Origin of the sequence: Neobacillus niacini (assembly GCF_000759675.1) — a bacterium.
Taxonomy (GTDB): domain Bacteria; phylum Bacillota; class Bacilli; order Bacillales; family Cytobacillaceae; genus Neobacillus; species Neobacillus niacini_A.
On the sequence record NZ_BAWM01000098.1, the window covers coordinates 259,439 to 281,719 of the forward strand.

The window sequence follows — 22,281 nt, forward strand, 5'->3', positions numbered from 1 at the left end:
TATATAAATAAAAGGAGGAATAGCATTGGAGCTTCGTCAATTACGTTATTTAATCGAAGTTGCGGAACGGCAGCATGTTACTGAGGCAGCTGATAATCTAAACGTGGCACAATCAGCCGTTAGCTATCAAATTACCAAGCTGGAAGAGGAGCTAGGGGTTAAGTTATTAGAAAGGGTCGGTCGGAACATTAAGATTACTCAGATCGGAAACATTTTTTTACAATATGCAATGGGTGCTTTAAAGATATTAGAAGAAGGAAAGGAAAAAGTAGAAGAATATCTCAATCCAATGGGAGGAACGCTTACTATTGGATATCCTTCAAGTCTCTCCATATATTGGCTTCCAAATCTTATTTCGGCTTATAAGGAAGTTGCGCCAAATGTTAATTTCCATTTGCGGCATGGCTCCTATGCCTACTTAATCGATGCTGTTAAAAACAGTGAAATCGATTTAGCCTTTCTCGGCCCTGTCCCCATGAAGGAACCAGATCTCGAGGCTAAGATTTTATTTATGGAAAATATCGTTGCCTTGCTTCCTGAGCATCACCCCTTGGCTGATAGAAAAAGTCTGGATTTAAGTGACTTGCGGACAGATCCATTCGTCTTATTTCCAAATGGATATGTCCTTCGAAAAATTGCTGTAGATGCCTGTCATGAGGCTGGCTTTGAACCGAACATTACGTCCGAAGGGGAGGATATGGATGCTTTAAAAGGACTTGTTTCTGCAGGAATCGGCGTTAGCCTATTACCTGAGAGTACTTTCTATGACTCTATTCCCAGATTCACAGTCAAAGTACCGATTGAAACACCAAAGGCTATGCGTACAGTTGGCGTTATTATTCCGAAACATAGAGACATTGCACCCTCCGAAAAGAATTTCTATCAATTCCTTATCCAATATTTCAACAGGTTGGACCAGTATAAACTATGAGACTTGTGAAAAAGAATGATATCATAACTTAAAATTTGGTGCCTGGCACACCACAATTTAGAAATTTGGTGTTTGTCGATGACAAAAAGGGTCAGCCCCCCATCGAGTAATGCATTACTCGATGGGGGGCTGACCCTTTTGCGGGACTGTGTGGGAATCCAACCCACGAGACCTGGCACGAAGGTCTATTGCTCTTCTTAATCTTGGACATCAAGTTCAATAAAGTAATGATCCTTACGGTAAGAAACTGCCTCCATTGTTGATATTAGATTTTGCTCATGGAAAATCTCAATTCGATAAAATCCAGTACGAAAGTTACGTCTTATTTCGATTGCACGGGCAACTATTCTGTCTCCTGGTTTAGCCGCTTCGATAAACTGGATTGTTGTCGAGAGCCCTACTGAGGTTTTCCATATGCATTACATACTACCGAAAATGCGTGGTCTTTTTCACGATTACCTACCCCTTTGATTTCACTCGAAATAGGAACCCCTTTTACTTAACTGGTAATTTGATACCAATTTTAAATGAAGCTTCTGTCTTTTCAATAACTTCTTCAACCGATACTCCGTCCTGAGTTTCGACGAGAACCATTCCTTCAGGAGTGAAATCAAATACAGCCAAATCAGTAATTAAACGGTGCACCACTTCTTTTCCAGTAAGGGGAAGTGTACACTCTTTTTTGACCTTTGATTCTCCGTGCTTATTCACATGTTCCATAATGACAACAACACATTTTGCGCCGTTTACTAAGTCCATGGCGCCTCCCATTCCTTTGACCATCTTTCCCGGAATCATCCAGTTAGCCAAATCTCCTGTTTGAGAAACTTCCATTCCCCCTAAGATGGCTAGGTCGATATGACCGCCACGAATCATTGCAAATGATTCAGCACTGTCGAAATAAGAAGCGCCAGGTATAGCAGTTACCGTTTCTTTTCCCGCATTTATTAGATCGGGGTCTTCTGTACCTTCAACCGGATAAGGGCCAATGCCAAGTAAGCCATTTTCTGATTGAAGCAAGACATTGTATTCGCTTGGAATTTCATTTGCAATCAGGGTTGGGATCCCAATCCCTAAATTTACGTTCATACCATCCTGAATTTCTTGAACCGCACGTTTTACAATGGTTAATCGCGCATCCTTCAATCCTCTCACTCCTTGCCTCTTTTACTTTTAAAATAACCGCGCTTCACTCGTTCTTTTCTATTGGCTCTGTTAATTACTTTTGTTGAGTTTTCTAGAGTTTGATTACGGACAGATTGAAACTCCTCATGGTTAACACTTTTTTAATTTTCCGTTGATTTCGGTCATCATGAACACTCTATGGTTACCACTTTTCCGTTTTTCCTCTAATTTCGGTCAACATGGACCTTCATTAGTGACCACTTACTCCATTCAAATAAGATTTCGGTCACTTATAGTCCTTATTGATGACCACTTTCTCTATTTCAACCAGATCTCGGTCACCAATAGCACTCATTGACGACCACTTTCTCTATTTCAACCAGATCTCGGTCACCAATAGCACTCATTGATGACCGCTTTCTCTATTTCAACCAAATTTCGGTCACCAATAGTCCTTATTGGTGACCACTTTCTCTATTCCAATAAGGTTTCGATCACTAATAAGCACTCATTAATGACTTGTTCTTATTCGCAATATATCATCATAGTAATTTAACAAAACTTTTCTATTAAACGATAAAAGCTTGTCCAATGGAATGAATTTCTTGCCAACTATTAGGCTTGTACAACTGTACGTCTTTCAATCCGCTTTTCATAGTTTGTTCCGAGCAAAACTCGTTGAACGTAGATTCCAGGCGTATGGATTTCATCCGGATTTAAATCTCCTAACCCAACGATTTCCTCTACTTCTGCAATCGTAATTTTTCCAGCCATTGCAGCTAATGGATTAAAGTTACGTGATGTTTTTCGGAAAACAAGGTTTCCAAGCGGATCTGCCTTCCAGGCTTTCACCAGAGCGAAATCGCCGACTATTCCCTCTTCTAATAAATAGGTTCTGCCGTTAAACTCCTTGCACTCTTTTCCTTCTGCAACCGGAGTTCCCAACCCAGTAGCCGTATAAAAACCAGGTATTCCGGCACCGCCGGCACGTATTCTTTCAGCAAGCGTTCCTTGAGGGACTAGTTCTACCTCAAGCTCCCCGCTTAAAAACTGCTTTTCAAAAATTTTATTTTCACCGACATACGATGAAACCATTTTCTTAATTTGCTTATTTGCGAGCAGGAGACCAAGCCCCCAATCATCAACGCCACAGTTATTACTAACGATTGTTAAATCCTTCGTTCCTTGATCTCTTAAGGCAAGAATTGCTTTTTCCGGAATTCCGCACAGTCCGAAACCACCGACGATGATTGTATCGCCATCAGTAATTTCTTGTATTGCTTCCACGAACGAGTTCACAATTTTTCCATTCTTCACAGAATCCGCCTCCTTTTTAAAAAAGATAAAGCCTCTTAAATTTGAAATTGACTGTTAAAAATTAGACCGGATATACAGAGTGTTTTCGTTCTGAGAAAATGAGATATTTTGAAGAATATGCCTCAAAACGATTTACAAGTTCCTTGCGTAATGAGTTTGCTGGTATAATACCGTCAATCACCATTTCGGAAGCCAAATTATAAATATCAATATCCTCTTTATATTCCTCACGTTTTTGTTCTATGAATGCGGTACGCTCCTCTTCAGGCAGTGCAGCAATTTTATTCGCATAAACGGCATTGACTGCTGCTTCTGGTCCCATAACTGCAATTTGTGCAGACGGTAAAGCAAGACAAGCATCCGGTTCAAACGCAGGGCCAGCCATTGCATAAAGACCAGCGCCATATGCTTTACGTACGATAACAGAGATTTTTGGAACACTTGCTTCAGACATCGCTGATATCATTTTCGCACCATGGCGAATGATTCCTGCCCGTTCTACCTTTGTACCGATCATAAATCCAGGCACATCAACTAGAAACAAAAGTGGAATATGGAAAGCATCACAAAGATTAATAAATTTTGCGGCCTTATCTGCTGAATCGTGGAATAATACCCCGCCTTTAACTCGCGGCTGATTGGCAATGATTCCGACAGGTTTCCCATCCATGCGGGCAAGCCCGGTAATAAGTTCACCAGCAAAAAGTTTTTTGATTTCAAAGAAAGAGCCTTCATCAATAATCCCATTTATTAGATCATGCATGTTAAAAGGTGAATTTTGATTAACCGGAATTAACTCTTCTAACGGTTTCTTCAATTGTTTAGGATCCACTGCCTCACGAACTGGCGGTTTCACTGAAAAATTGGCTGGAAAATAAGAAAGATAGTTTCTAGCCATTGAAATGGCTTCTTCTTCATTTTTTGCAAGAACATCTCCACATCCTGAAACGGAGCAGTGCATGCGAGCGCCACCCATTTCCTCCAAGGTTACATTTTCACCAATAACCATTTCGGCCATTCTCGGTGATCCCAGGTACATCGAAGCGTTTTTGTCAACCATAATGACAATGTCACAAAAAGCAGGAATATAGGCTCCGCCAGCAGCAGAGGGTCCAAACAGAATACAGATTTGAGGAATTTTACCTGAAAGTTTTACTTGATTGTAAAAGATTCTTCCTGCACCACGACGCCCCGGGAACATTTCCACCTGATCCGTGATCCGTGCTCCAGCTGAATCTACCAGGTATAATAATGGCACTCGAAGTTTTTCAGCTGTTTCTTGGATTCGAATTATTTTCTCAACCGTACGAGCTCCCCAAGAACCGGCTTTGATCGTTGAATCGTTGGCCATCACACAGACAAGCTGGCCATTAATCTTGCCCATCCCTGTCACAACTCCGTCTGCAGGAAGATCCCCTGCCATGCAGTTCGCAAATAGAGCATCCTCCAGTTCAAAACCAGAATCGAATAATAATGATAAACGATCGCGGACGAACAGTTTTCCCTGCTCTTGGTTTTTTTCATGATATTTGGGAGCTCCGCCCTTTTTAATTTGTTCGACTCTATCTTGCAGAGTTTGTTGTAGAGGTTTCATATCCACTGTCATTTTCTTCCTCCTTTATTAATTTAGTTTTCTTATTCTCCAATGTATATTGGGGTGCGTTTCTCCTTAAAAGCCTGTAATCCTTCTAAACGATCTTTTGTTGGAATCGTCACTTCATAGGCATTTTGCTCAATTGCAAGACCGGTGTTTATATCAACATCATAGCCTTTATCGATTGCGAACTTTGCTTGTGCGACGGCAATCGGGCCATTTCGAACAATTTGACCTGCAATTACTGAGGCTTTATCTATTAAGCTTGTAAAAGGGACCGTATACTCTACTAATCCAATCTCAAGGGCTTCTTTTGCATCAATTCGTCTAGCAGTGAAAATCAGCTCTTTGGCACGTCCCTTTCCTACTAATCTTGGTAAACGCTGTGTTCCGCCGGCACCAGGAATAATTCCCAGTGATGCTTCCGTAAGGCCAAGCTTCGCAGTTTCAGAGGCAATGCGGATATCACAAGCAAGAGCCAGTTCAGTTCCCCCGCCAAAAGCAACTCCGTTAACAGCTGCTATGACCGGTTGGGGTAATGATTCTAAAGAGTTGATAGTATCGCGGATCAAAGAAACAGTCTTTCTCACCTGAACCGTATCCATTCCAGCTCGCTCTTTTAAATCAGCTCCTGCACAAAAAGCTTTCTCCCCAGCCCCTGTAATGACTATACAGCGGACTGATCGATCATATTTACATGTAAGAAGTGCGTCGCGGAGACCCTCTAACATCTCTACTGATAAAGCATTAGCAGCTTCCGGCCTATTTAACGTAATCATCACGATTCCGTTTTCCATCTTGTTAACTAATATGGTTTTAGTCATGGTTTCACCTTTCTCACATGGTATTTCCAAGCTTTCCATCCAGCCCGGAGCTAGCTGCTTGAAAACTTTTACTAGGTAAAATTCTGCCAATCTTCTCCTGAATGAATTGGGATGAATGAAGCAGCTTTTGTTGATCAACTCCAGTGTGAATTCCCATCCCGTGAAGCATATAGAGTAAATCATCTGTTGCTACATTTCCGGATGCACCTGGAGCATATGGGCATCCTCCTAAGCCGCCAAGAGAAGAATCAAAAATGGTAATTCCCATTTCTAACGATACTAAGATGTTGGCCAAAGCAGTTCCCCGTGTATCATGAAAATGCATGGCTAATTTATCTGCTGGAAATCTTTTTAATAAAACTTCCAAAACTTCTTGAACTTGCTTTGGATTTGCCACACCGATTGTATCCCCAAGGGACAGTTCTGCAATACCCATTTCAAATAATGTTTCCGAAACTCTAATGACCGCGTCAATATCAACATGCCCTTCATACGGACAGCCAAAAACGGTCGAAACATAACCTCTGCTTAATTTTCCTGCTGAAATGGTTTCTCTGACCAAATCTCTTAACACAGGGAAAGTCTCGCCAATCGTTTTATTTATATTTTTTAGGTTATGTGTTTCGCTAGCTGACATAAACACTGCTACTTCATCAATGTTCGCTTTAAATGCCTGTTCCAATCCTTTAAGATTTGGAACGAGTGCTGTATAGGTGACATCAGGCACTTTTGTAATGCCAGTTGCGACGGCAGCTGCATCTGAAAGTGCAGGAATCCATTTTGGATTAACAAAAGAGGTAATCTCAATATGTTTTAGTCCACTTTCTGACAATTGATTAATCCAAGCAATTTTATCTTCTGTAGAAATAAAAGACTTTTCGTTTTGCAGTCCATCACGAGGGCCCACCTCTTTAATCGTTACATCTTCCGGCCACTTCATTGTTCCATCTCCTTAATACCTTTTTTAAGGGCTTTATTCAACTTCTACAATGATGTCGCCTTCATTTACAAAGTCGCCTTCATTCACTTTTACTTCTTTCACCGTTCCAGCGAATTCAGCTTCAATCGGAATTTCCATTTTCATCGATTCTAAAATCACAACATCTTGACCCTCTTCTACCTGATCTCCAGCTTTAACTAATACCTTCCATACACTTCCTGCCATACTTGCAATGATTTCACTCATGATTTTTCCTCCTATTTTACGGTGTTTGTTTTTTTAGTTTTTAAATACTTGTTTACAAAATCTGTTGTTGTATCACCGGAATGGAATGCCGTATGAGCAATAACTTCCTGCAGCATTGGGATATTTGTTTTAATCCCTTCAATATGATAATTAGCTAATGCATTTTGCAGGCGGTTTATTGCCTCTTCACGATTGCTGCCTTTAACAATAAGCTTAGCAATCATTGGATCATAAAAAGGAGTGACTACAGATTGACCGTGAATGGCTAATTCATGTCGAACTCCAGGCCCGTTCGGCAACCCTAATTTTGTTATTTTTCCAGGTGACGGGAAAAATGTTTTGGGATCTTCGGCATAGATTCTAACCTCAATTGCATGCCCCTCACGTTTTACCTCTTCTTGAGAAAAATTCAGAGCTTCACCTGCAGCAATTTGCAATTGTTTTTCAACTAAGTCTAAACCTGTAATTTCTTCCGTAACCGGATGCTCCACTTGCAAACGGGTATTCATTTCAAGAAAGTAGAAATTTTGCTCTTCATCAACTAAGAACTCAATTGTTCCGGCATTTTTATACCCAATGGATTTTGCCGCTTTTACGGCAGCCTCTCCCATCTTGGTACGGGTTTTTTCAGTAATAAACGATGATGGGGCTTCCTCTACGACTTTTTGATGACGACGCTGGATCGAACACTCACGTTCCCAAAGGTAAACTGTATTACCAAAACCGTCTGCCAAGATTTGAATCTCAATATGTCTTGGATTTGCAACAAATTTTTCAATATACATCGATCCATCGCCAAAGAAGTCAGTAGCACGTTTTTGGTTCCCCGCAAAAGCTTTTCTGATTTCATCCCCGTTATGGACCACTTGCATGCCAATTCCGCCACCCCCAGCAGAGGCTTTTAGCATGACAGGATAACCGATGGTGTCGGCCACTTCTACTGCTTCCTCTGCGTCTGACAGTGGGTAGGTAATTCCTGGTACGACAGGAACACCTGCTTCCTCCATCACTTTGCGAGATTCAATCTTACTTCCCATTTTAGAAATAACGTTTGGAGAAGGGCCGATGAAGATAAGGCCCGCTTCCTCACAACGGCGGGAAAATTCAGCATTTTCCGAAAGCAGTCCATACCCCGGGTGGATTGCCTCCGCTCCTGAAACCTGTGCGACCTCTAGAATTTTATTAATATTTAAATAGCTTTCAACTACCCTTGAACCTCCGATTAAATAGGCCTCATCTGCCAATTTTACATGTGGAGCATCAGCATCTGCTTCTGAGTAAACTCCAATACTTGTAATCCCTAAGTCCTTGCATGTACGCATGACACGAACAGCAATTTCGCCGCGATTGGCAATTAATACTTTTTTGAACATTCTTTCCACCCCTTCTTCCAAAATCTAAATAGGTTCAAAACTCTATTGCTGTATTACAAAGATATGTAAAATTTAATCATTTATTTTCAGCATTCTTGAACTTCTAAGCTAGTAAATGGAACCAGTCATTCGCTGCTCATTTTCCTGACAAATGACTGGCTCTCATTACTAACTATTTAACGAATGATTTTTCAGCAACTCTTTTTTGTATTTGTGCAACGGTTGCTGGATCTTCAAGTCCTGTAATGTCGCCTTGAACCTTTCCTGATAAAACAATTTCCTTTAATAAACGGCGCATGATTTTTCCGCTGACTGTTTTCGGCAGCATATCCGTAAAAATAATGGATTTTGGAGCAGCAATCTTCCCGATTTGTTGAATAATCTGATCATTTATTTGTTGTTTTAAGTCTTCTGTTTCTTCATAGCCATCAGCTAGACGAACAAATACGAGCGGTACTTCTCCTTTAATTTCGTCAGGGATTCCAATGATGGCGGTTTCAGAAACACCCGCACATTCTAGGACAGCGCTTTCCATCTCCATTGTACTTAATCGGTGTCCAGCTACATTAAATGCGTCATCTGAACGGCCCACTACCCATAAATATCCATCATCATCTATCAACGCCAGGTCGCTGGCATAATAACAGCCTTCCACTTGACTAAAATAGGATGCGTAATAGCGTTCTGGTTCTTTCCAAAGTGTTCTGCATAGCATAGGAAATGGTTTTCGAATAACTAGATTTCCTAACCTGCCAGGCTGAACTGGATTGCCTGCTTCATCCACTACATCCATAACGGCTCCTAAAAAGGAAGTACCTGCGGAACCCGGTTTCATTGGTGTCAGCCAGGCTGCTCCAGCTATAGGCGATCCCGCTGTTTCGGTTTGACCCCAAGTATTATTGATATATACCTTTTTCTTTCCTAACACTTCATATGTCCAATGCCAGGTTTCTGGATCAAAAGGTTCTCCCACAAGGGAAATGACATCAAGACAAGATAAATCAAATTTCTCTACTGCCTTTTCTCCCATACTTTTTAACATTCTTAATGCTGTTGGGGCAGTAAACAGTTTATTCACCCTGTACTTTTCAATGATTTGATAAAAACGGTCTTTTGTTGGATAATCAACTGCCCCTTCAAAGACAACGGTTGTTACACCATTGGCTAAGGCACCTGCAATTCCCCAAATATGCATGGTTAACCAGCCAATATCCGCGGTACACCAGAAAACATCGTCATTATGGTGATCCATATGATACTTGGCATATATGTAATTCTGAATGACAAAAGCCATGCCGGAATGGACAACACCTTTTGGTTTACCTGTCGTACCACTTGTATAAAACACAATACCGCTCTCATTCGCTTCTAATCTCTCAGGTTCACAAATGATGCTTGCCGCCTTTGTCTGCTCATGCCACCAGTAATCCCGGCCTTCTTTCATTTGAACCTCTGAACCTAATCGGTCTACAACAATGACTGCTTCGATAGATGGAATAGATGGTACAACATTATCGACTTTTTCTTTTAAACGAATGATTTTACCTCGGCGTTCAGTGGCATCTGCAGTGACCAAAACTTTTGGCTCAAAATTAATGAGTCGATCTGTCAATGATTTTTCGGAATAACCTGAGAAAATCGTATTATAAATTGCACCAATTCGAAAACAAGCTAAAACGGCAATAAAGGCTTCGGCTAGATTTGGAAGAAAAATAGCTACACAATCACCTTTTTTTACACCAAATGATTTAAGAACATTCGCAAAACGATTTACTTCAGCAAGAAGCATATTATACGTGTAAAATTTGGTGTTCCCGTTTTCACCTTCCCAAATGAGAGCGGTCCGGTTTCCTGCCCCATTTTCGATATGCCGATCAAGTAAATTTACACTTGGGTTGCTAATGCCGCCCGAAAAAAAGCGAAAATCGGGAAGTTGTCCACTAATGGTTTCATTCCATGGTTCATACCAATCAAGTTCACGTGCTGCACGATCCCAAAATGCCGCAGGATCTTCTTGGGATAATTTAAGAAGTTCTTGGAAAGCTTCGTTGCTCCCAATGGAGGTTGAACGAACTTTTTCTTCTGCAGGATAAATGCGTTTGCTATTTGAAACTACTTGTAAAATTCCACTGATATCCATGTCATGACCCCTTTACAATTTTTAGTTAATACCTATAAAAATTCATTAACATCCAATTTGTTTAGCAATGACCATTCGTTGAACTTCAGATGTTCCTTCACCAATTTCCAAAAGTTTCGCATCACGGAAGAATCGCTCAACTTGATATTCCTTCATATATCCATATCCGCCATGAATTTGAACGGCCTGATCACATGCACGCATGCATATTTCCGAAGCAAATAATTTCGCGAATGCCGCTTCCTTTTTAAATACTCGTCCTTGATCCTTTAACCATGCTGCTTTGAAAACCATATTCCGTGCTAGTTCGATATTCATTGCCATATCCGCTAATTTAAATTGGATTGCCTGGAAGTTGGATAAACTTCTTCCAAATTGTTTTCTTTCTTTTGCATATTGAAGAGCTTTATCATACGCTCCTTGTGCAATACCTACAGCCATGGCACCGATTCCAATTCTTCCGCCATCAAGAGTAGCTAAAAATTGCTTGTAACCGTTTCCAATTGTTCCTAGCAGATTTTCTTTAGGAACTCTTACATTCTCTAGGATAAGTTCTGTTGTATTTGAGGCATGCAGACCCATTTTTTCGTAGTTGTTGATCACAGTGAATCCTGGAGCATCAGTAGGTACAATAAATGCACTGATTCCGTTGATTCCTTTTGAGCGGTCTGTTACGGCTGTCACTGCAAGGTGTTTGGCATAGCTTGCATTTGTAATAAAACATTTTGAGCCGTTAATGACCCACTCATCTCCATCAAGAACAGCCGTTGTTTGGGTTCCCCCTGCATCGGAGCCTGCATTCGGTTCAGTCAATCCGAATGCTCCGAAAGACTCTCCAGTACAAATGGGTGTTAAGTATTTCTCTTTTTGCTCGTTGGTACCGAATAAATTTAGAGGGGCCCCTCCTAATGAAATATGTGCTGAATATGTAATTCCTGTTGATGCACAAACACGACTAAGTTCTTCAACGACAATTGCAAAGCTGATCGTATCTGCTTCACCACCCCCATATTGTTCAGAGAAAGGCAGACCCATGATCCCTAACTCTGCTAATTTCGAAAAAATCTCCTTAGGGAATTCCCCCGTTCGATCACGTTCATCTGCTCCAGGAGCAACTTCTGCATCAGCAAAATCTCGAATTAATTTGCGTATCATCTCTTGTTCTTTTGTTAAATCAAAATTCATTTATATACAACTCCTTTCCAAATATTCTGATTGTTTTCAGCAAAAAAAATATAAAATAACATATCTAAGCCCACTATTCTATGTGCTGACCCCCTATCATTACTTTCGAAATTTTCATATAATCAGAATATAACTATTTTGAGAATAATGCTATGTCCATTTTCATGAATATAATTGTGATAAATTTGTGTCTTTTACACAAAAACATGAAAATGGATCGAAATGAAAAATTATTTAATTCCTTAGAGAATGGATGATGAAAGATGCAAGATACATTAACTCATCGGCAACTAAAGTCCTTAATCCATGTGTCCAACGTTATTAATTCCAAATTAGATATTAATACCATCTTTGATTCAATCATGAATGAAACAATATCTGTCGTTGAAGCTGCTGGGGGTGGCTCTATATGGATTTTTGACAAAAACCAAAATCGACTAATCGCAAAATCAGCTCAAGGATTATTTTATCCACATATTTTTAGGCAAATTAAACTAGTTAGCGGTGAATCCATGACGGGGAGGGCTTTTGCTGCAAAAAAATGTCTCATTTTTTGGGATGAGATAGAAGTTAAACAGGCACTGTCTACATTAACTCCATATAATAGAGATTTATTGGATCTGTCTATTCCGAGTAATTTTCATTTTACATCTGTCATTTCTTCACCTATTTTACAAAAGGGAAAATGTATTGGCGTGATTACATTGGACTCTTTTGAACAATCTTTGCAGTTTAAGCAAGAGGATATTAATCTATTGGAAGCGATTGGCCACCAAGCAGCGGTTGCCTTGGAAAAATCCAGTCTTTATTTTGAAAAGGAAAAAATGGTTCAGAAGCTTTCCCATTCAATTGAAATACATAGGAACTTAGCTAATCTTGTTGTAAATGGAGAAGGAATTCAATCGATTATGAATTATATACATAAAACAATTGGACAACATATGTTTCTCTTTGATGAAATAGGAGAGCTTAGGGCTTCTGCTTGCCATTCCTCATTTTCTGTTGAAATGACCGAATATATGAAAGCGTATGCAAAACAAATTATCCTAACACTAGAAAACTCACTTACCGTTTCCGAAGTAACATTAATTGATGATACGTATCAATTAGTTGTATTGCCACTTGGATCCAAACAAAAGTCTCTAGGCGGGTTAATAATCCTTTCTAAACAAAAAATGAGTAAAGTGGATATCGCCGCTCTTGAACATGCTTGTACTGTCATTTCACTTGAACTTGTAAAAGAGCAAGCCGTTTTTGAAACACAGCAGCGTTTAAGAGGAGAATTCGTGACGAAGCTTTTTTCAGGACAGATTGATGAAGTACTCATTCAGAAAGCAAAAAATTTAAATTTTGACCCTTACTGGAACTACGTTGCCATTATTATTAATGTAAAAGATAAGTTAAACGAGCAAAAGGTTTTTGGTGATCCCGTTATAAGGAATTTACTCCATATGACCAATATGACCTTACTTGGGAGGAACTTTCAAGTAACGGCAGTAAGGCATGAAAATCAAATTGTTGCTCTTCTATCCTTGCATTCAAGAGTTTCTTCGACCAATATTGTTGCTGAAATAAAGGAACTTACAAAAAAGTTACATCTAGAGATAAAAAATAAATATAGTGAGATAGACGTATCGATTGGCATTGGAAGAATTAAGCAAGGGCTAACTCTTGTCCATAAGTCATTTGTAGAAGCGACAAAGTGCATAAAGTTTCTCAAAAACTATCTTTTTGATGATAGGGTCCTTAGTTATACAGATCTTGGGGTTCAGAGGTTTATTTTACAAAATTCAAAGGAAGAATTGATCGATTTTATCCAAGAAGTATTAGGTCCCCTTTTTCAATACGAACAATCCAGAAAAGGAGAATTGTTAAGCACTCTGATTGTATATTTAGACCAAAATCAAAACATCAAGAGAACGGCGGACTTTTTACATATTCACACAAATACCTTAAGCTATCGGTTAAAACGAATTGAGGAAATTCTATTAACGGACTTGAATGATAGCCAACCATTATTTAATATCCATTTAGCAATAAATATTTATAAATATATAAAAGATAAAGACACATTACAGACCAACAATAGTTAATTTTATAATAACTGCTAAAATATCCAAGGTATAAAAACAGGATTATAAGCCCATCTATCAAAAAGTAAACATTGGGTAAATTGGACCGGAATGAATTCTAAAACAAGTTCTATTGTTTCGTTTTTCTAAATATATAAATTTTTCAGTTAATGTCCCTACGCCCCTCTGGTAATATACTTATTAACTACCATTTTTTTCTATATTCATAACTAGTAAAAATGGTATCTATTACATATTGGAGGGAGTTTTTATAAAAAGGTTTTCAAAGGCTGTTATTCCGGCCGCAATGGCATTAACCATGACTCTTTCATCTACTGCATTGGCAGGGCCACAATCAAATCCAAACGGACCCTATATTGAGGATGAGCAAAACATCTCTTTATCAAGCTACATGTCAAATGAAGAACTAAGCAAAACTCTAGAGAAACTAGAAGCATCCTCTAAAGGGAAAATGAAGGTAGAGGTTGTTGGATATTCTAACCATACATTAGATGGATACCAGACCGAAGTGGATAAAGGAGATCCTTTGTATGTTGTCAAATTCGGTGATGCGGGTCCAAACAAAAAAAGAATTTTAATTACCACGCAAATTCATGGTAACGAACAAATTGGAACAGAGGCTGCCATTGATATTATTCAAAAACTATCAAGCGGCGGGCAGGAAATAGATGAAATACTAGAAAAGGTATCCATTTGGATTATGCCAAGAATTAATCCAGAAGGATCAGATAATACATTTGAAGGAAAATGGTACCCTACCCGTTATACACATCAAACCTGGCTTCCAGAAAAAATCGATCTTCCAGCAGGTACGTTGGCACCATGGTACTATAACGCCGATGGCAGTGAGAGAGGACAGACTAATGATGGTCGTGTGGTGTATGGCATCCCTGGTTACGACCAAAACCGAGACTACAATCCGAATTTGGATTTTAGAGTAGAAAATGAAGATCCAGCCGAAGTAGCCGCATTCCTGAATAATAAGGCAACCAATAACAGCATCTATGGCGGTTTTTATGTGACAGCCGAAGCTAGATCGGTTACAAGCGTATTTAAAGAATTTAAGCCTGATGTATATGTTGATGTTCACCACCGCGGATTCAATACTCTTTCTGATGAGGACAACAGATCTGTTCCTGTTCAAGTTGCAGCAGTAGTAGCAGATCCATACACTGATCCTTTCTCAGGTACGCAATATGAAGTGGGTGAAGACGTATTAAAGCTTGGCAAACAAGTTAATGCGCTAGCAAATCTTGCTCTTCAAAGAGGGAACTCCCATTATGGCGCCGTTCAAAAATATCCTGACGTTAACCTTCCAGGTACAGCACTTGGAGCGTTTGCATTAAATGATGCAGCCATCATGCTAATTGAAATCAAAGGACAAAGCCAGACACTAGGACAAAAACAGGCTGGCATGCTGAAAGAAACAGTAAAAGTACCATTATTTGAGGTATTTAAAGGGCTTGCAGACGGATCGATTCATGATGTGGATCCTGCGATTTATGATGCGATTCCAGAATCAACTAATAGAATTGAAGACCCTAGTACAAGGGATTAATTAATCTACTATAATTTAAACCGATAGATTCTCATAAGAAGAATGTATCATTGAGGCTGACCCAAAAATAACTTTTTGGGTCAGTCTTTTATTTTATAAAACAAGTCTTCTATGGCTCGCCCAAACTTCACTTCCCTTTCTAGTTAAAATCAGCCTGTACAGTTTACCAACATCAACCTAAGGAAACGCACAATTTGTCGAGAGATACACTTCGATATTCGAAATAATCCACTATGTTTTATTGGAATATTCTGTTATATTATTTTCGTAGTCTACTAATTTGGTACATAGAAAGGATGATTTTATGAAGAAGTACTTTGCTAGTTTACTAGCATTTTTAATGGTGCTAGCGGTATTTTCACAAGCTGCATTCCCTGTTTTAGCAAATGAAACAGTGGAAGAATCTGTGGTGGAGCTTGAGGTAAATAGGGATTTATTTTCTCTTACTGAAGCAAGGACAGTAGAGGTACAAGCTGAATTGGGTGACGAGGTTGATTTAAGTCAACTAGAGTTTCAATTTGGCGAGAAGAGCCTATCTGAGTGGAAAAAGTGGACAAGCGGTACAAAATTTAATGGGGATCCATTTATAACTGTAAAAGAAGAACCTCATTTTATTGAAGGAACTTCTACTGTTGCAGCGACGCTAGAGTTTGGACTTCTATTTAATAGAGATAATCTATCAAACAGAACAATCCGAACTCAATATCAGCAGTTTATTGGCGATTACGAATTGGCATTGATCAATCCGGAAAGTAGGACTAAGGCTGCGACTACGGTCAAACTGAATGTGTATGACGAGTTTTTATTTTACGATCAAATAAAGCCTGCTATTGATGAAGTATTTGAACAAGCAAATGCAGCGAACGAACGCTACCTTGAATATCAAAGTCTTGGTAAGACAGTAGAGGGACGTGATCTTCACTTCGTTATTTTAGCAAAAGATAAAGAGGCTGTTGACAAATATTTAAACGAAACGTTACCAACAGCATTAGAAAATCCTGAAAGTTTAATCGAAAAAATAGAAAATGGGTCAATGGGTGATTACCAAGTTCCGATCTGGTTGAACAATATTCACCCTGATGAAGTTGAAGGTGTTGATGCTTCGGTTGATTTACTAAAGAAGTTTGCACTTGAGGATGAAGTAAAATTTAATACAGTTAACAATCAGGAAGAAAGAACCGTAACGCTGAATGTGGATGAGGTACTAGATGATGTGATTTTCCTATATATGTTTACTAACAACCCTGATGGAAGAGTGGCAAATACTAGAGCAAATGCTAATGGCTTTGACTTAAATCGTGACAATCATTATCAAACACAAGTGGAAACACAGCAAGTGACTCAGGAAATTGCAAAATGGACACCTCTTTCTTTCCTAGATATGCATGGATACGTAAACGGATTTTTAATTGAGCCAACAACGCCACCACATAACCCGAACTATGAATATGATCTGCTTCATGAAAATATGATTGCAGAGGCTCATGCGATGGGACAGGCTGGCGTAGGCAATTCTAACTTAAACTCTTATTTTATTCCAGCACTTGAATGGGAAGATAGTTGGGATGATATGACTCCAGCCTATACTGCCACATTTGCGATGCTGCATGGATCTTTAGGTCATACAACTGAAGTTCCTTCATTAGGCCAGGATTCATTTAATGCGATGGTGGGTACTGGGCTTGGGGCTACGTTGTTTGTTACAGAAAACAAGGATGAACTTTACAAAAACCAGCTTGAGATCTTTAAGCGCGGGGTGAATGGCGAGGATAACCGAGCAGTAGATGAATATTATGTAAATGCTGCAGGAGAATCGATTGGACGAATTAGAGGTGAAAATGATAACTTCTTTCCAGACTACTATGTGATTCCAACCGATGATAAGAATCAAAAAAATAATCTTGAGGCACATAAAATGGTAGACTATTTACTTCGTAATGGGGTGAAGATCGAACAAACAACCAAAAATATAAGAGTAAATAACACCTTATATCCTAAAGGAACATATGTGGTTCCTATGAAACAAGCAAAACGCGGTCTGGCAAACGCTATGCTCTATAAAGGTGACAATGTGTCAGACTGGAAAGCCATGTACGATCCGGTAGTGGTTAATTTCCCTGCATTACGGGGATTTGATGTACATGAAATTCGTGAAGCAAATGCTTTTGATAAAAACACTGCTAAAGTAGAAACCGTAACTTTACCAACAGGTGAAGTAGTTGGAAAGACACCGAAACAAGTGCTGAAAAATTCCAATAATGAAACTATCAAACTAGTAAATGAACTTCTTAAAAATGGTGCAGTTGTCGAAAAGGCTACTGAAACAAAAGCTGGTGTAAATAAGGGCGACTTTATCGTCAGTACGAAGGATCTACAGGCTTTTGGTAAAAACTATTATTTCGAAGCAAAATCACTAGGCACCTCTCAAAAACTTAATACAGAGCAATTGAAGTTACCAAAGGTAGCAGTAACAGGGTCTTCGCAATTAGCATTCTCGTTGAGAGAGCTTGGTTTTGACTTAGTTGATCAAGCTGATGCAGATGTGATTGTTAGTGATGGAAGAATCTTTGATCCAAATACCTTATCCGGGAAATCATTTGTTGGAATTGGAACAAGCACACTGAGTGCTGTAGAAGATAGCGGCTTGCTCCCTGGCTTTAATTTCGATTACACAAGTAACGGTCATGAAGGTCTTGTAAAAGCAAAAGTAAATGACCACGTGCTAACTTCAGGTTATCAGGCAGATGAGCTTCTTTATACAACCTCAGGGGCATGGATTACTTTTGTTCCTGAAGATGCTGAAGTATTAGCAACCTTCAGTGGTAGTGATGATTTCTATGTTGCTGGCTGGTGGCCAGGTCACGAAAGTGCGAAGGGTCAAACTCTTGCCTTTACTAAAAACCTTGAAGATACCACTATTACCCTTTTTGCCAATGACCTGGCCTTTAGAGCACACACGCAATACAGCTATCGACTCTTAGCAAACAGCATCTTTGCTTCCGTTGGTTCTGAGGTTCAAAAGAAAGGCAAAGGAATAGCGAAGGGTAAAGAAGTGAAGGCTCAGAATAATAAAATCGAAAAATCCTTCTTTGAAATTGGTAGAGACCGAGAGTAAGCTCAACCGTTGATTAAAAGGTTCACGGAAAAACAGCGATATCAAAGACAGTGTATTATTTACAGTGAGAGGTTCTCGTCATTATAACGAGAACCTCTTGTATTCAATGTTTTGCCCCAGTCTAAAACGGTCTTTCATGAAACTGGCTGGAAACTGTGTAGGAATTCCCTATATGAATTTTTATCAAAGTAATTCTTCTGCCAATCTATCTTTTTCCTCTAATATATTTAAGCTTTCAATCTGTTTAATAACTTGAACATTTCTTGAGAGAAGTACAAGGGCTTTATTAACAACATTTATTTCATATTCTATATCACAGACAGCTGGTACTTGACCAATAATCTTTTGAACTACTTCAAATGGTACTTCAACTTGAGCGATTTTGTGACCGTTGGAAACACCTTTTTCATTAGAACTAGATTGTTTTTTACTAAGAATATGAATCTCTCCACTTTGCACTAATTTTCCTTCATCATTCTTGAAATCATATGTATGTGCATATATAACAACCTCCTGATGTTTCATGACAATCCCTCGAAAGTAAAAAGCGATGCCTTCTTTCAGCATCGCAACCTTTATTTAGTTTAAGTTTACAGACTGATTAAAATGACTTTCCACTCTTTTATTTGAAACAAAGCTATGCAAAATCATTCCAAAGATAACGATAAAAATACCGACCGTGGATAATGGCGAAGGAAGAGGTATAGATAGAATTATTAGTTCCCCAGCTAATGCAAAAACTACTTCTATTGATTGGGTTGCTTCAACAGCAGCCAACTTTTGCATATTTCCTCTTACCATATCTGTAGCCATGAAAAATAAGACTGTAGCAATGACTCCTGAAAAAAGTGCCACCAATAACGATTGAAGACTTTGCCCTCCACTTGGCAATCCAACAGTAAACAAGCCATAGCAGGAAAGTAATAACCAGAATGGGAGACTTGCTAATGTCATTCCTAACACTCGTTGATAAGCATCTATACGCCCTTCAGATACATCCATCATTTTGCGATTCCCTAAAGGATAAGCAAATGAAGCGATCAGAATCGGAACAACACCTAATAATAGATTTTCAAAGGAAAGTTGCTTTGCTTGTTCCAGTTGCATGACACCAATTCCTAACAGAATAATCAATGACATGATAAGTCCTCTAAAGGGAATTTTACCTCTTATCTGTAATGGACCATTTTTGGTGTGTATTGTTTCAAAAAATAACGGTGCCAGCAATGCACCAGAAATAATCGTAATTTGCCATGTTCCAGCAATCAGCCAGCCAGGTGAGTACGCAGAGGCAAAACATAAGGGGGCATAGAATAACCCGAAGCCAACAAAGCTCCATAGTATCCATTTACCTGGTTGTTTTCTCATTTCATTCAAGAGTGGTCGTAGATTTTTCCTCATGATGACAATACACAAAAGAAATGGGACCATAAAGATATATCGGAGCGAGGCACTCCAAATCCAACTGCCACCAGAAAGCTCCATCGATGCATTAAGAACAAATGTAAAAGCAAAAAAGAAGGCTGCACAAATTCCGATTAAAATTGATTTCAACTGAATTCACCTCGGCTCCTTACCTGAGTTAATAGTTCGCCAAGACTTAGCCAGTTTTCTTCTACAAGACGGACTACTCTTTCATGTTCTTGATTTTTACAAGCTGATATTATTTGATCATGCTGTTCTACCGATTTTAACCCTTTGAGCGAAATAAATTGTGAGATTTCTAATCGTTGAATTTTAGGTACGATACGTTCCAATGCTAATGCAATTTCAGGGTTAGCAGCGGCATCTAGGAAAACCTTATGAAAAGTACCATCTGCTTCAATTGCCTTGATCACATCACCATTTTCAATAGCTAGTCTCAAAGTCTTATTGCTAAACTCTAATTCTTCGATATCCATATCCTTCAATAAAGGACTTGCAAGTCGAGCAGCTAATGCGTGTAAAGCTGCTACAACCGTAAAAGCATGTTTCGCCTCCTCTAACTTTAATGGTGCTACACGAGTAGATGACCCTGGAAGTGACTCAACAAGGCCTTCGTCTTCAAGTCGTTTCAATGCTTCCCTGACAGGAGTACGACTAATTCCAAACTTTTCTGCTAATTCTTTGTCATTTAAGCGTTCTTCTGGTTCTAATTCCAAGTTGATAATCGACTTTTTTAAAGTTTGATATACTTCATCTCTAAACGACAAACGTTTAATTGGTTTTATCATGTTCTTTTCCATAAAACCAATATATCGCATATTGATTTTTATTACAATCAATTTTATTTCATCTTCAACTAATAGCACTATTGGACACCAACAACAAAAAAAAAAGTCCGAGTGGCCTCTGGTCTATGTACAAAAAGAATTCGTCAGAATCCTTGATAATATTGAGTTGGCGGGACTGCGTGGGAATCGAACCCACCAGACCACACACGCAGGTCTCAAGCAGTTTTGAAGTTTGCTAGCACCTATTTTTCTAGTATCTACTTGTAACCTGAAGTAGTGATAAATCAAACTTTTTTGGTCCCTAGTGTTTTCTTGTGATTTGTAATTTTTAAAATTTGTGTTTCTGGCAATTAATTGATGTATGTTTTGGCAGTATGTTTATCAATCCTTTTGAAACATTACTCAAAGAGAAACTGTATAGATGCTAATATTTATGAAGCTGTGCCTACTGTACTAACGGGCAGGATAGTTGAATAAGGGTGGGGCATTTGGTCTAACTTTTAGGGGAAATTATACTATTGAATATATCTTCTAAAGGAGACGATTTTATGATTTTTGAGATTATTGCAGTACTGCTTGGAGGTATCGGACAAGATAACTCTTTATATACAAAGAAAATAGATAAGCATATTGAAGAATTAAGAAAATATAACTGGTTTAATAAGTTATACGATGATGAAAAGTATCATCGTTTGTTCTTCGTAAATAAGCGAGTAAGGAAGTTTTTGCAAAGTACCTTTCTAACTAAAAGACTTATAAACAATCCTAATGCACAAAACACCTTTAAAATCTCTTCTTGATAAGCAACTAAGTAAATAATCCTTATTACGCTAGCTGGGTAGGTTAATTTAGGAAGGAATTTCTTGGAAAACGGTAATAGTTAACGTAATGGACTTTCTACCAAATTAAAGGGTCCCATTTTCGGGTGTATTCTTGATAAATGTTCATAAGAAAAGACGTATGAATTGGTATACGTCATTTTCCTTGTTTATTAATGTTTTATTATCCATGATGAAAGGTGTTACTAGGGGTTATCAAGACAAAATATATAAGCAGGACAGGATTTGGACACCGTTGGAAGTATTATTACAGGTTGAACACTTCCAGGTTCTAATCTTACCAGGGTAGGAACTCCATTATTCAAAGCCCAAACTACCATTGGGCATATGTCTCTATTAGAAAGTTCTGCTTGAACAAAAGGGTTGGCTAGTTCTTCGACTGTTGGAGTACTAAATTCTGGATCGCCAGTTAGGTTATCACAGGTAGCTAGTTGAGGGAATTCCCCTATAATATTCGGAAAAGAAATTCGCATCCCATTATTTAAGGCAATAGGAGAATCGAGAGCAAAATCTATCCGTCGTTGCTTACATTCAGGTGGTTCATTTGGATAATCGGTTACAGGTGGACAAATTCGTATACCCAATATATTCACCTCCTTTGCTTGTCCTACTATCAATGTATGTAAAATAAAACTGAAGGTATAGATATTTGTAATAGACTTTACTAAAAAATTACACCAAACTATTTCTATTTATTTTAAATGAAAGGCTGTGTGACTCCCCGCGATAAAGGTAGTCTTTATTAAAGTTTATGAAATAATGTTATTAAACTATAGGGTGCTTTTCTT

At 38.8% G+C, this 22,281-nt stretch carries 19 protein-coding genes; 5 read left to right on the forward strand and 14 right to left on the reverse strand.

The features are described 5' to 3' along the window. The first annotated feature begins 25 nt into the window (after positions 1–25). Positions 26–931, forward strand: a complete 906-nt coding sequence (locus TR08_RS23140) for a LysR family transcriptional regulator (protein ID WP_045522227.1) — start codon at positions 26–28, stop codon at positions 929–931. Positions 932–1,128: 197 nt separating this feature from the next. On the opposite strand, the gene TR08_RS33395 is transcribed toward TR08_RS23140, so the two are convergent. From TR08_RS33395 to TR08_RS23185, 10 genes are all read right to left on the reverse strand, one after another. Then, complete coding sequence (locus TR08_RS33395; RefSeq protein WP_370576397.1) at positions 1,129–1,347, reverse strand: hotdog domain-containing protein; 219 nt, start codon at positions 1,345–1,347, stop codon at positions 1,129–1,131. A 79-nt stretch (positions 1,348–1,426) separates the two neighbouring features. After that, positions 1,427–2,077, reverse strand: coding sequence for a 3-oxoacid CoA-transferase subunit B (locus TR08_RS23145; RefSeq protein WP_045522228.1), 651 nt, complete (start codon positions 2,075–2,077; stop codon positions 1,427–1,429). Positions 2,078–2,671: 594 nt separating this feature from the next. Further along, positions 2,672–3,373 (reverse strand): CoA transferase subunit A, encoded by a 702-nt coding sequence (locus tag TR08_RS23150; RefSeq protein ID WP_045522230.1) that lies wholly within the window; start codon positions 3,371–3,373, stop codon positions 2,672–2,674. A 61-nt stretch (positions 3,374–3,434) separates the two neighbouring features. After that, the gene (locus TR08_RS23155) at positions 3,435–4,979 is read right to left on the reverse strand and encodes an acyl-CoA carboxylase subunit beta (RefSeq protein ID WP_193747830.1); all 1,545 of its coding nucleotides are present in this window, start codon (positions 4,977–4,979) and stop codon (positions 3,435–3,437) included. A 29-nt stretch (positions 4,980–5,008) separates the two neighbouring features. Further along, a complete protein-coding gene (locus TR08_RS23160) occupies positions 5,009–5,791 on the reverse strand; it encodes an enoyl-CoA hydratase (protein ID WP_045522372.1) in 783 nt (260 codons plus the stop codon). Between the two features lie 13 nt (positions 5,792–5,804). Then, entirely contained in the window at positions 5,805–6,731 is a 927-nt protein-coding gene (locus TR08_RS23165; RefSeq protein ID WP_045522232.1) for a hydroxymethylglutaryl-CoA lyase, read from the reverse strand. A 33-nt stretch (positions 6,732–6,764) separates the two neighbouring features. Then, positions 6,765–6,977, reverse strand: a complete 213-nt coding sequence (locus tag TR08_RS23170) for an acetyl-CoA carboxylase biotin carboxyl carrier protein subunit (RefSeq protein WP_045522234.1) — start codon at positions 6,975–6,977, stop codon at positions 6,765–6,767. 11 nt (positions 6,978–6,988) lie between these two features. Further along, a complete protein-coding gene (locus tag TR08_RS23175) occupies positions 6,989–8,350 on the reverse strand; it encodes an acetyl-CoA carboxylase biotin carboxylase subunit (protein ID WP_045522236.1) in 1,362 nt (453 codons plus the stop codon). Between the two features lie 172 nt (positions 8,351–8,522). After that, a complete protein-coding gene (locus TR08_RS23180) occupies positions 8,523–10,490 on the reverse strand; it encodes an acetate--CoA ligase (protein ID WP_045522238.1) in 1,968 nt (655 codons plus the stop codon). Positions 10,491–10,535: 45 nt separating this feature from the next. Beyond that, positions 10,536–11,675 (reverse strand): acyl-CoA dehydrogenase, encoded by a 1,140-nt coding sequence (locus TR08_RS23185; protein ID WP_045522240.1) that lies wholly within the window; start codon positions 11,673–11,675, stop codon positions 10,536–10,538. A gap of 263 nt (positions 11,676–11,938) precedes the next feature. Between TR08_RS23185 and TR08_RS23190 the strand changes: the two genes are divergently transcribed. The 3 genes from TR08_RS23190 (at position 11,939) to TR08_RS23200 (ending at position 18,441) form a co-directional block, all read left to right on the forward strand. Next, positions 11,939–13,768, forward strand: coding sequence for a helix-turn-helix domain-containing protein (locus TR08_RS23190; protein ID WP_045522242.1), 1,830 nt, complete (start codon positions 11,939–11,941; stop codon positions 13,766–13,768). Positions 13,769–14,003: 235 nt separating this feature from the next. Beyond that, complete coding sequence (locus TR08_RS23195; protein WP_045522243.1) at positions 14,004–15,326, forward strand: M14 family zinc carboxypeptidase; 1,323 nt, start codon at positions 14,004–14,006, stop codon at positions 15,324–15,326. Positions 15,327–15,630: 304 nt separating this feature from the next. Beyond that, the gene (locus TR08_RS23200) at positions 15,631–18,441 is read left to right on the forward strand and encodes a M14 family metallopeptidase (RefSeq protein ID WP_081954621.1); all 2,811 of its coding nucleotides are present in this window, start codon (positions 15,631–15,633) and stop codon (positions 18,439–18,441) included. 183 nt (positions 18,442–18,624) lie between these two features. Here the strand turns inward: TR08_RS23200 and TR08_RS23205 are convergent, their stop codons facing one another. The 3 genes from TR08_RS23205 to TR08_RS23215 are packed head-to-tail and all read right to left on the reverse strand — an operon-like array spanning position 18,625 to position 20,666. Beyond that, positions 18,625–18,966 (reverse strand): hypothetical protein, encoded by a 342-nt coding sequence (locus TR08_RS23205; protein WP_152597502.1) that lies wholly within the window; start codon positions 18,964–18,966, stop codon positions 18,625–18,627. Positions 18,967–19,020: 54 nt separating this feature from the next. Beyond that, positions 19,021–19,995 carry a DMT family transporter gene (locus TR08_RS23210; protein ID WP_045522247.1) on the reverse strand — a complete coding sequence of 325 codons (975 nt, stop codon included), beginning with the start codon at positions 19,993–19,995 and terminating at the stop codon, positions 19,021–19,023. Continuing rightward, on the reverse strand, positions 19,992–20,666 hold the full coding sequence (locus TR08_RS23215) for a GntR family transcriptional regulator (RefSeq protein ID WP_045522375.1): 675 nt from the start codon (positions 20,664–20,666) through the stop codon (positions 19,992–19,994). Before TR08_RS23215 ends, TR08_RS23210 begins: the two co-directional genes overlap by 4 nt. A gap of 536 nt (positions 20,667–21,202) precedes the next feature. Here TR08_RS23215 and TR08_RS23220 point away from each other — a divergent pair. After that, positions 21,203–21,454, forward strand: a complete 252-nt coding sequence (locus tag TR08_RS23220) for a hypothetical protein (protein ID WP_045522248.1) — start codon at positions 21,203–21,205, stop codon at positions 21,452–21,454. Positions 21,455–21,678: 224 nt separating this feature from the next. Here TR08_RS23220 and TR08_RS23225 read toward each other — a convergent pair whose 3' ends face one another. Then, positions 21,679–22,077 carry a hypothetical protein gene (locus tag TR08_RS23225; RefSeq protein WP_045522250.1) on the reverse strand — a complete coding sequence of 133 codons (399 nt, stop codon included), beginning with the start codon at positions 22,075–22,077 and terminating at the stop codon, positions 21,679–21,681. Positions 22,078–22,281 lie beyond the last annotated feature (204 nt).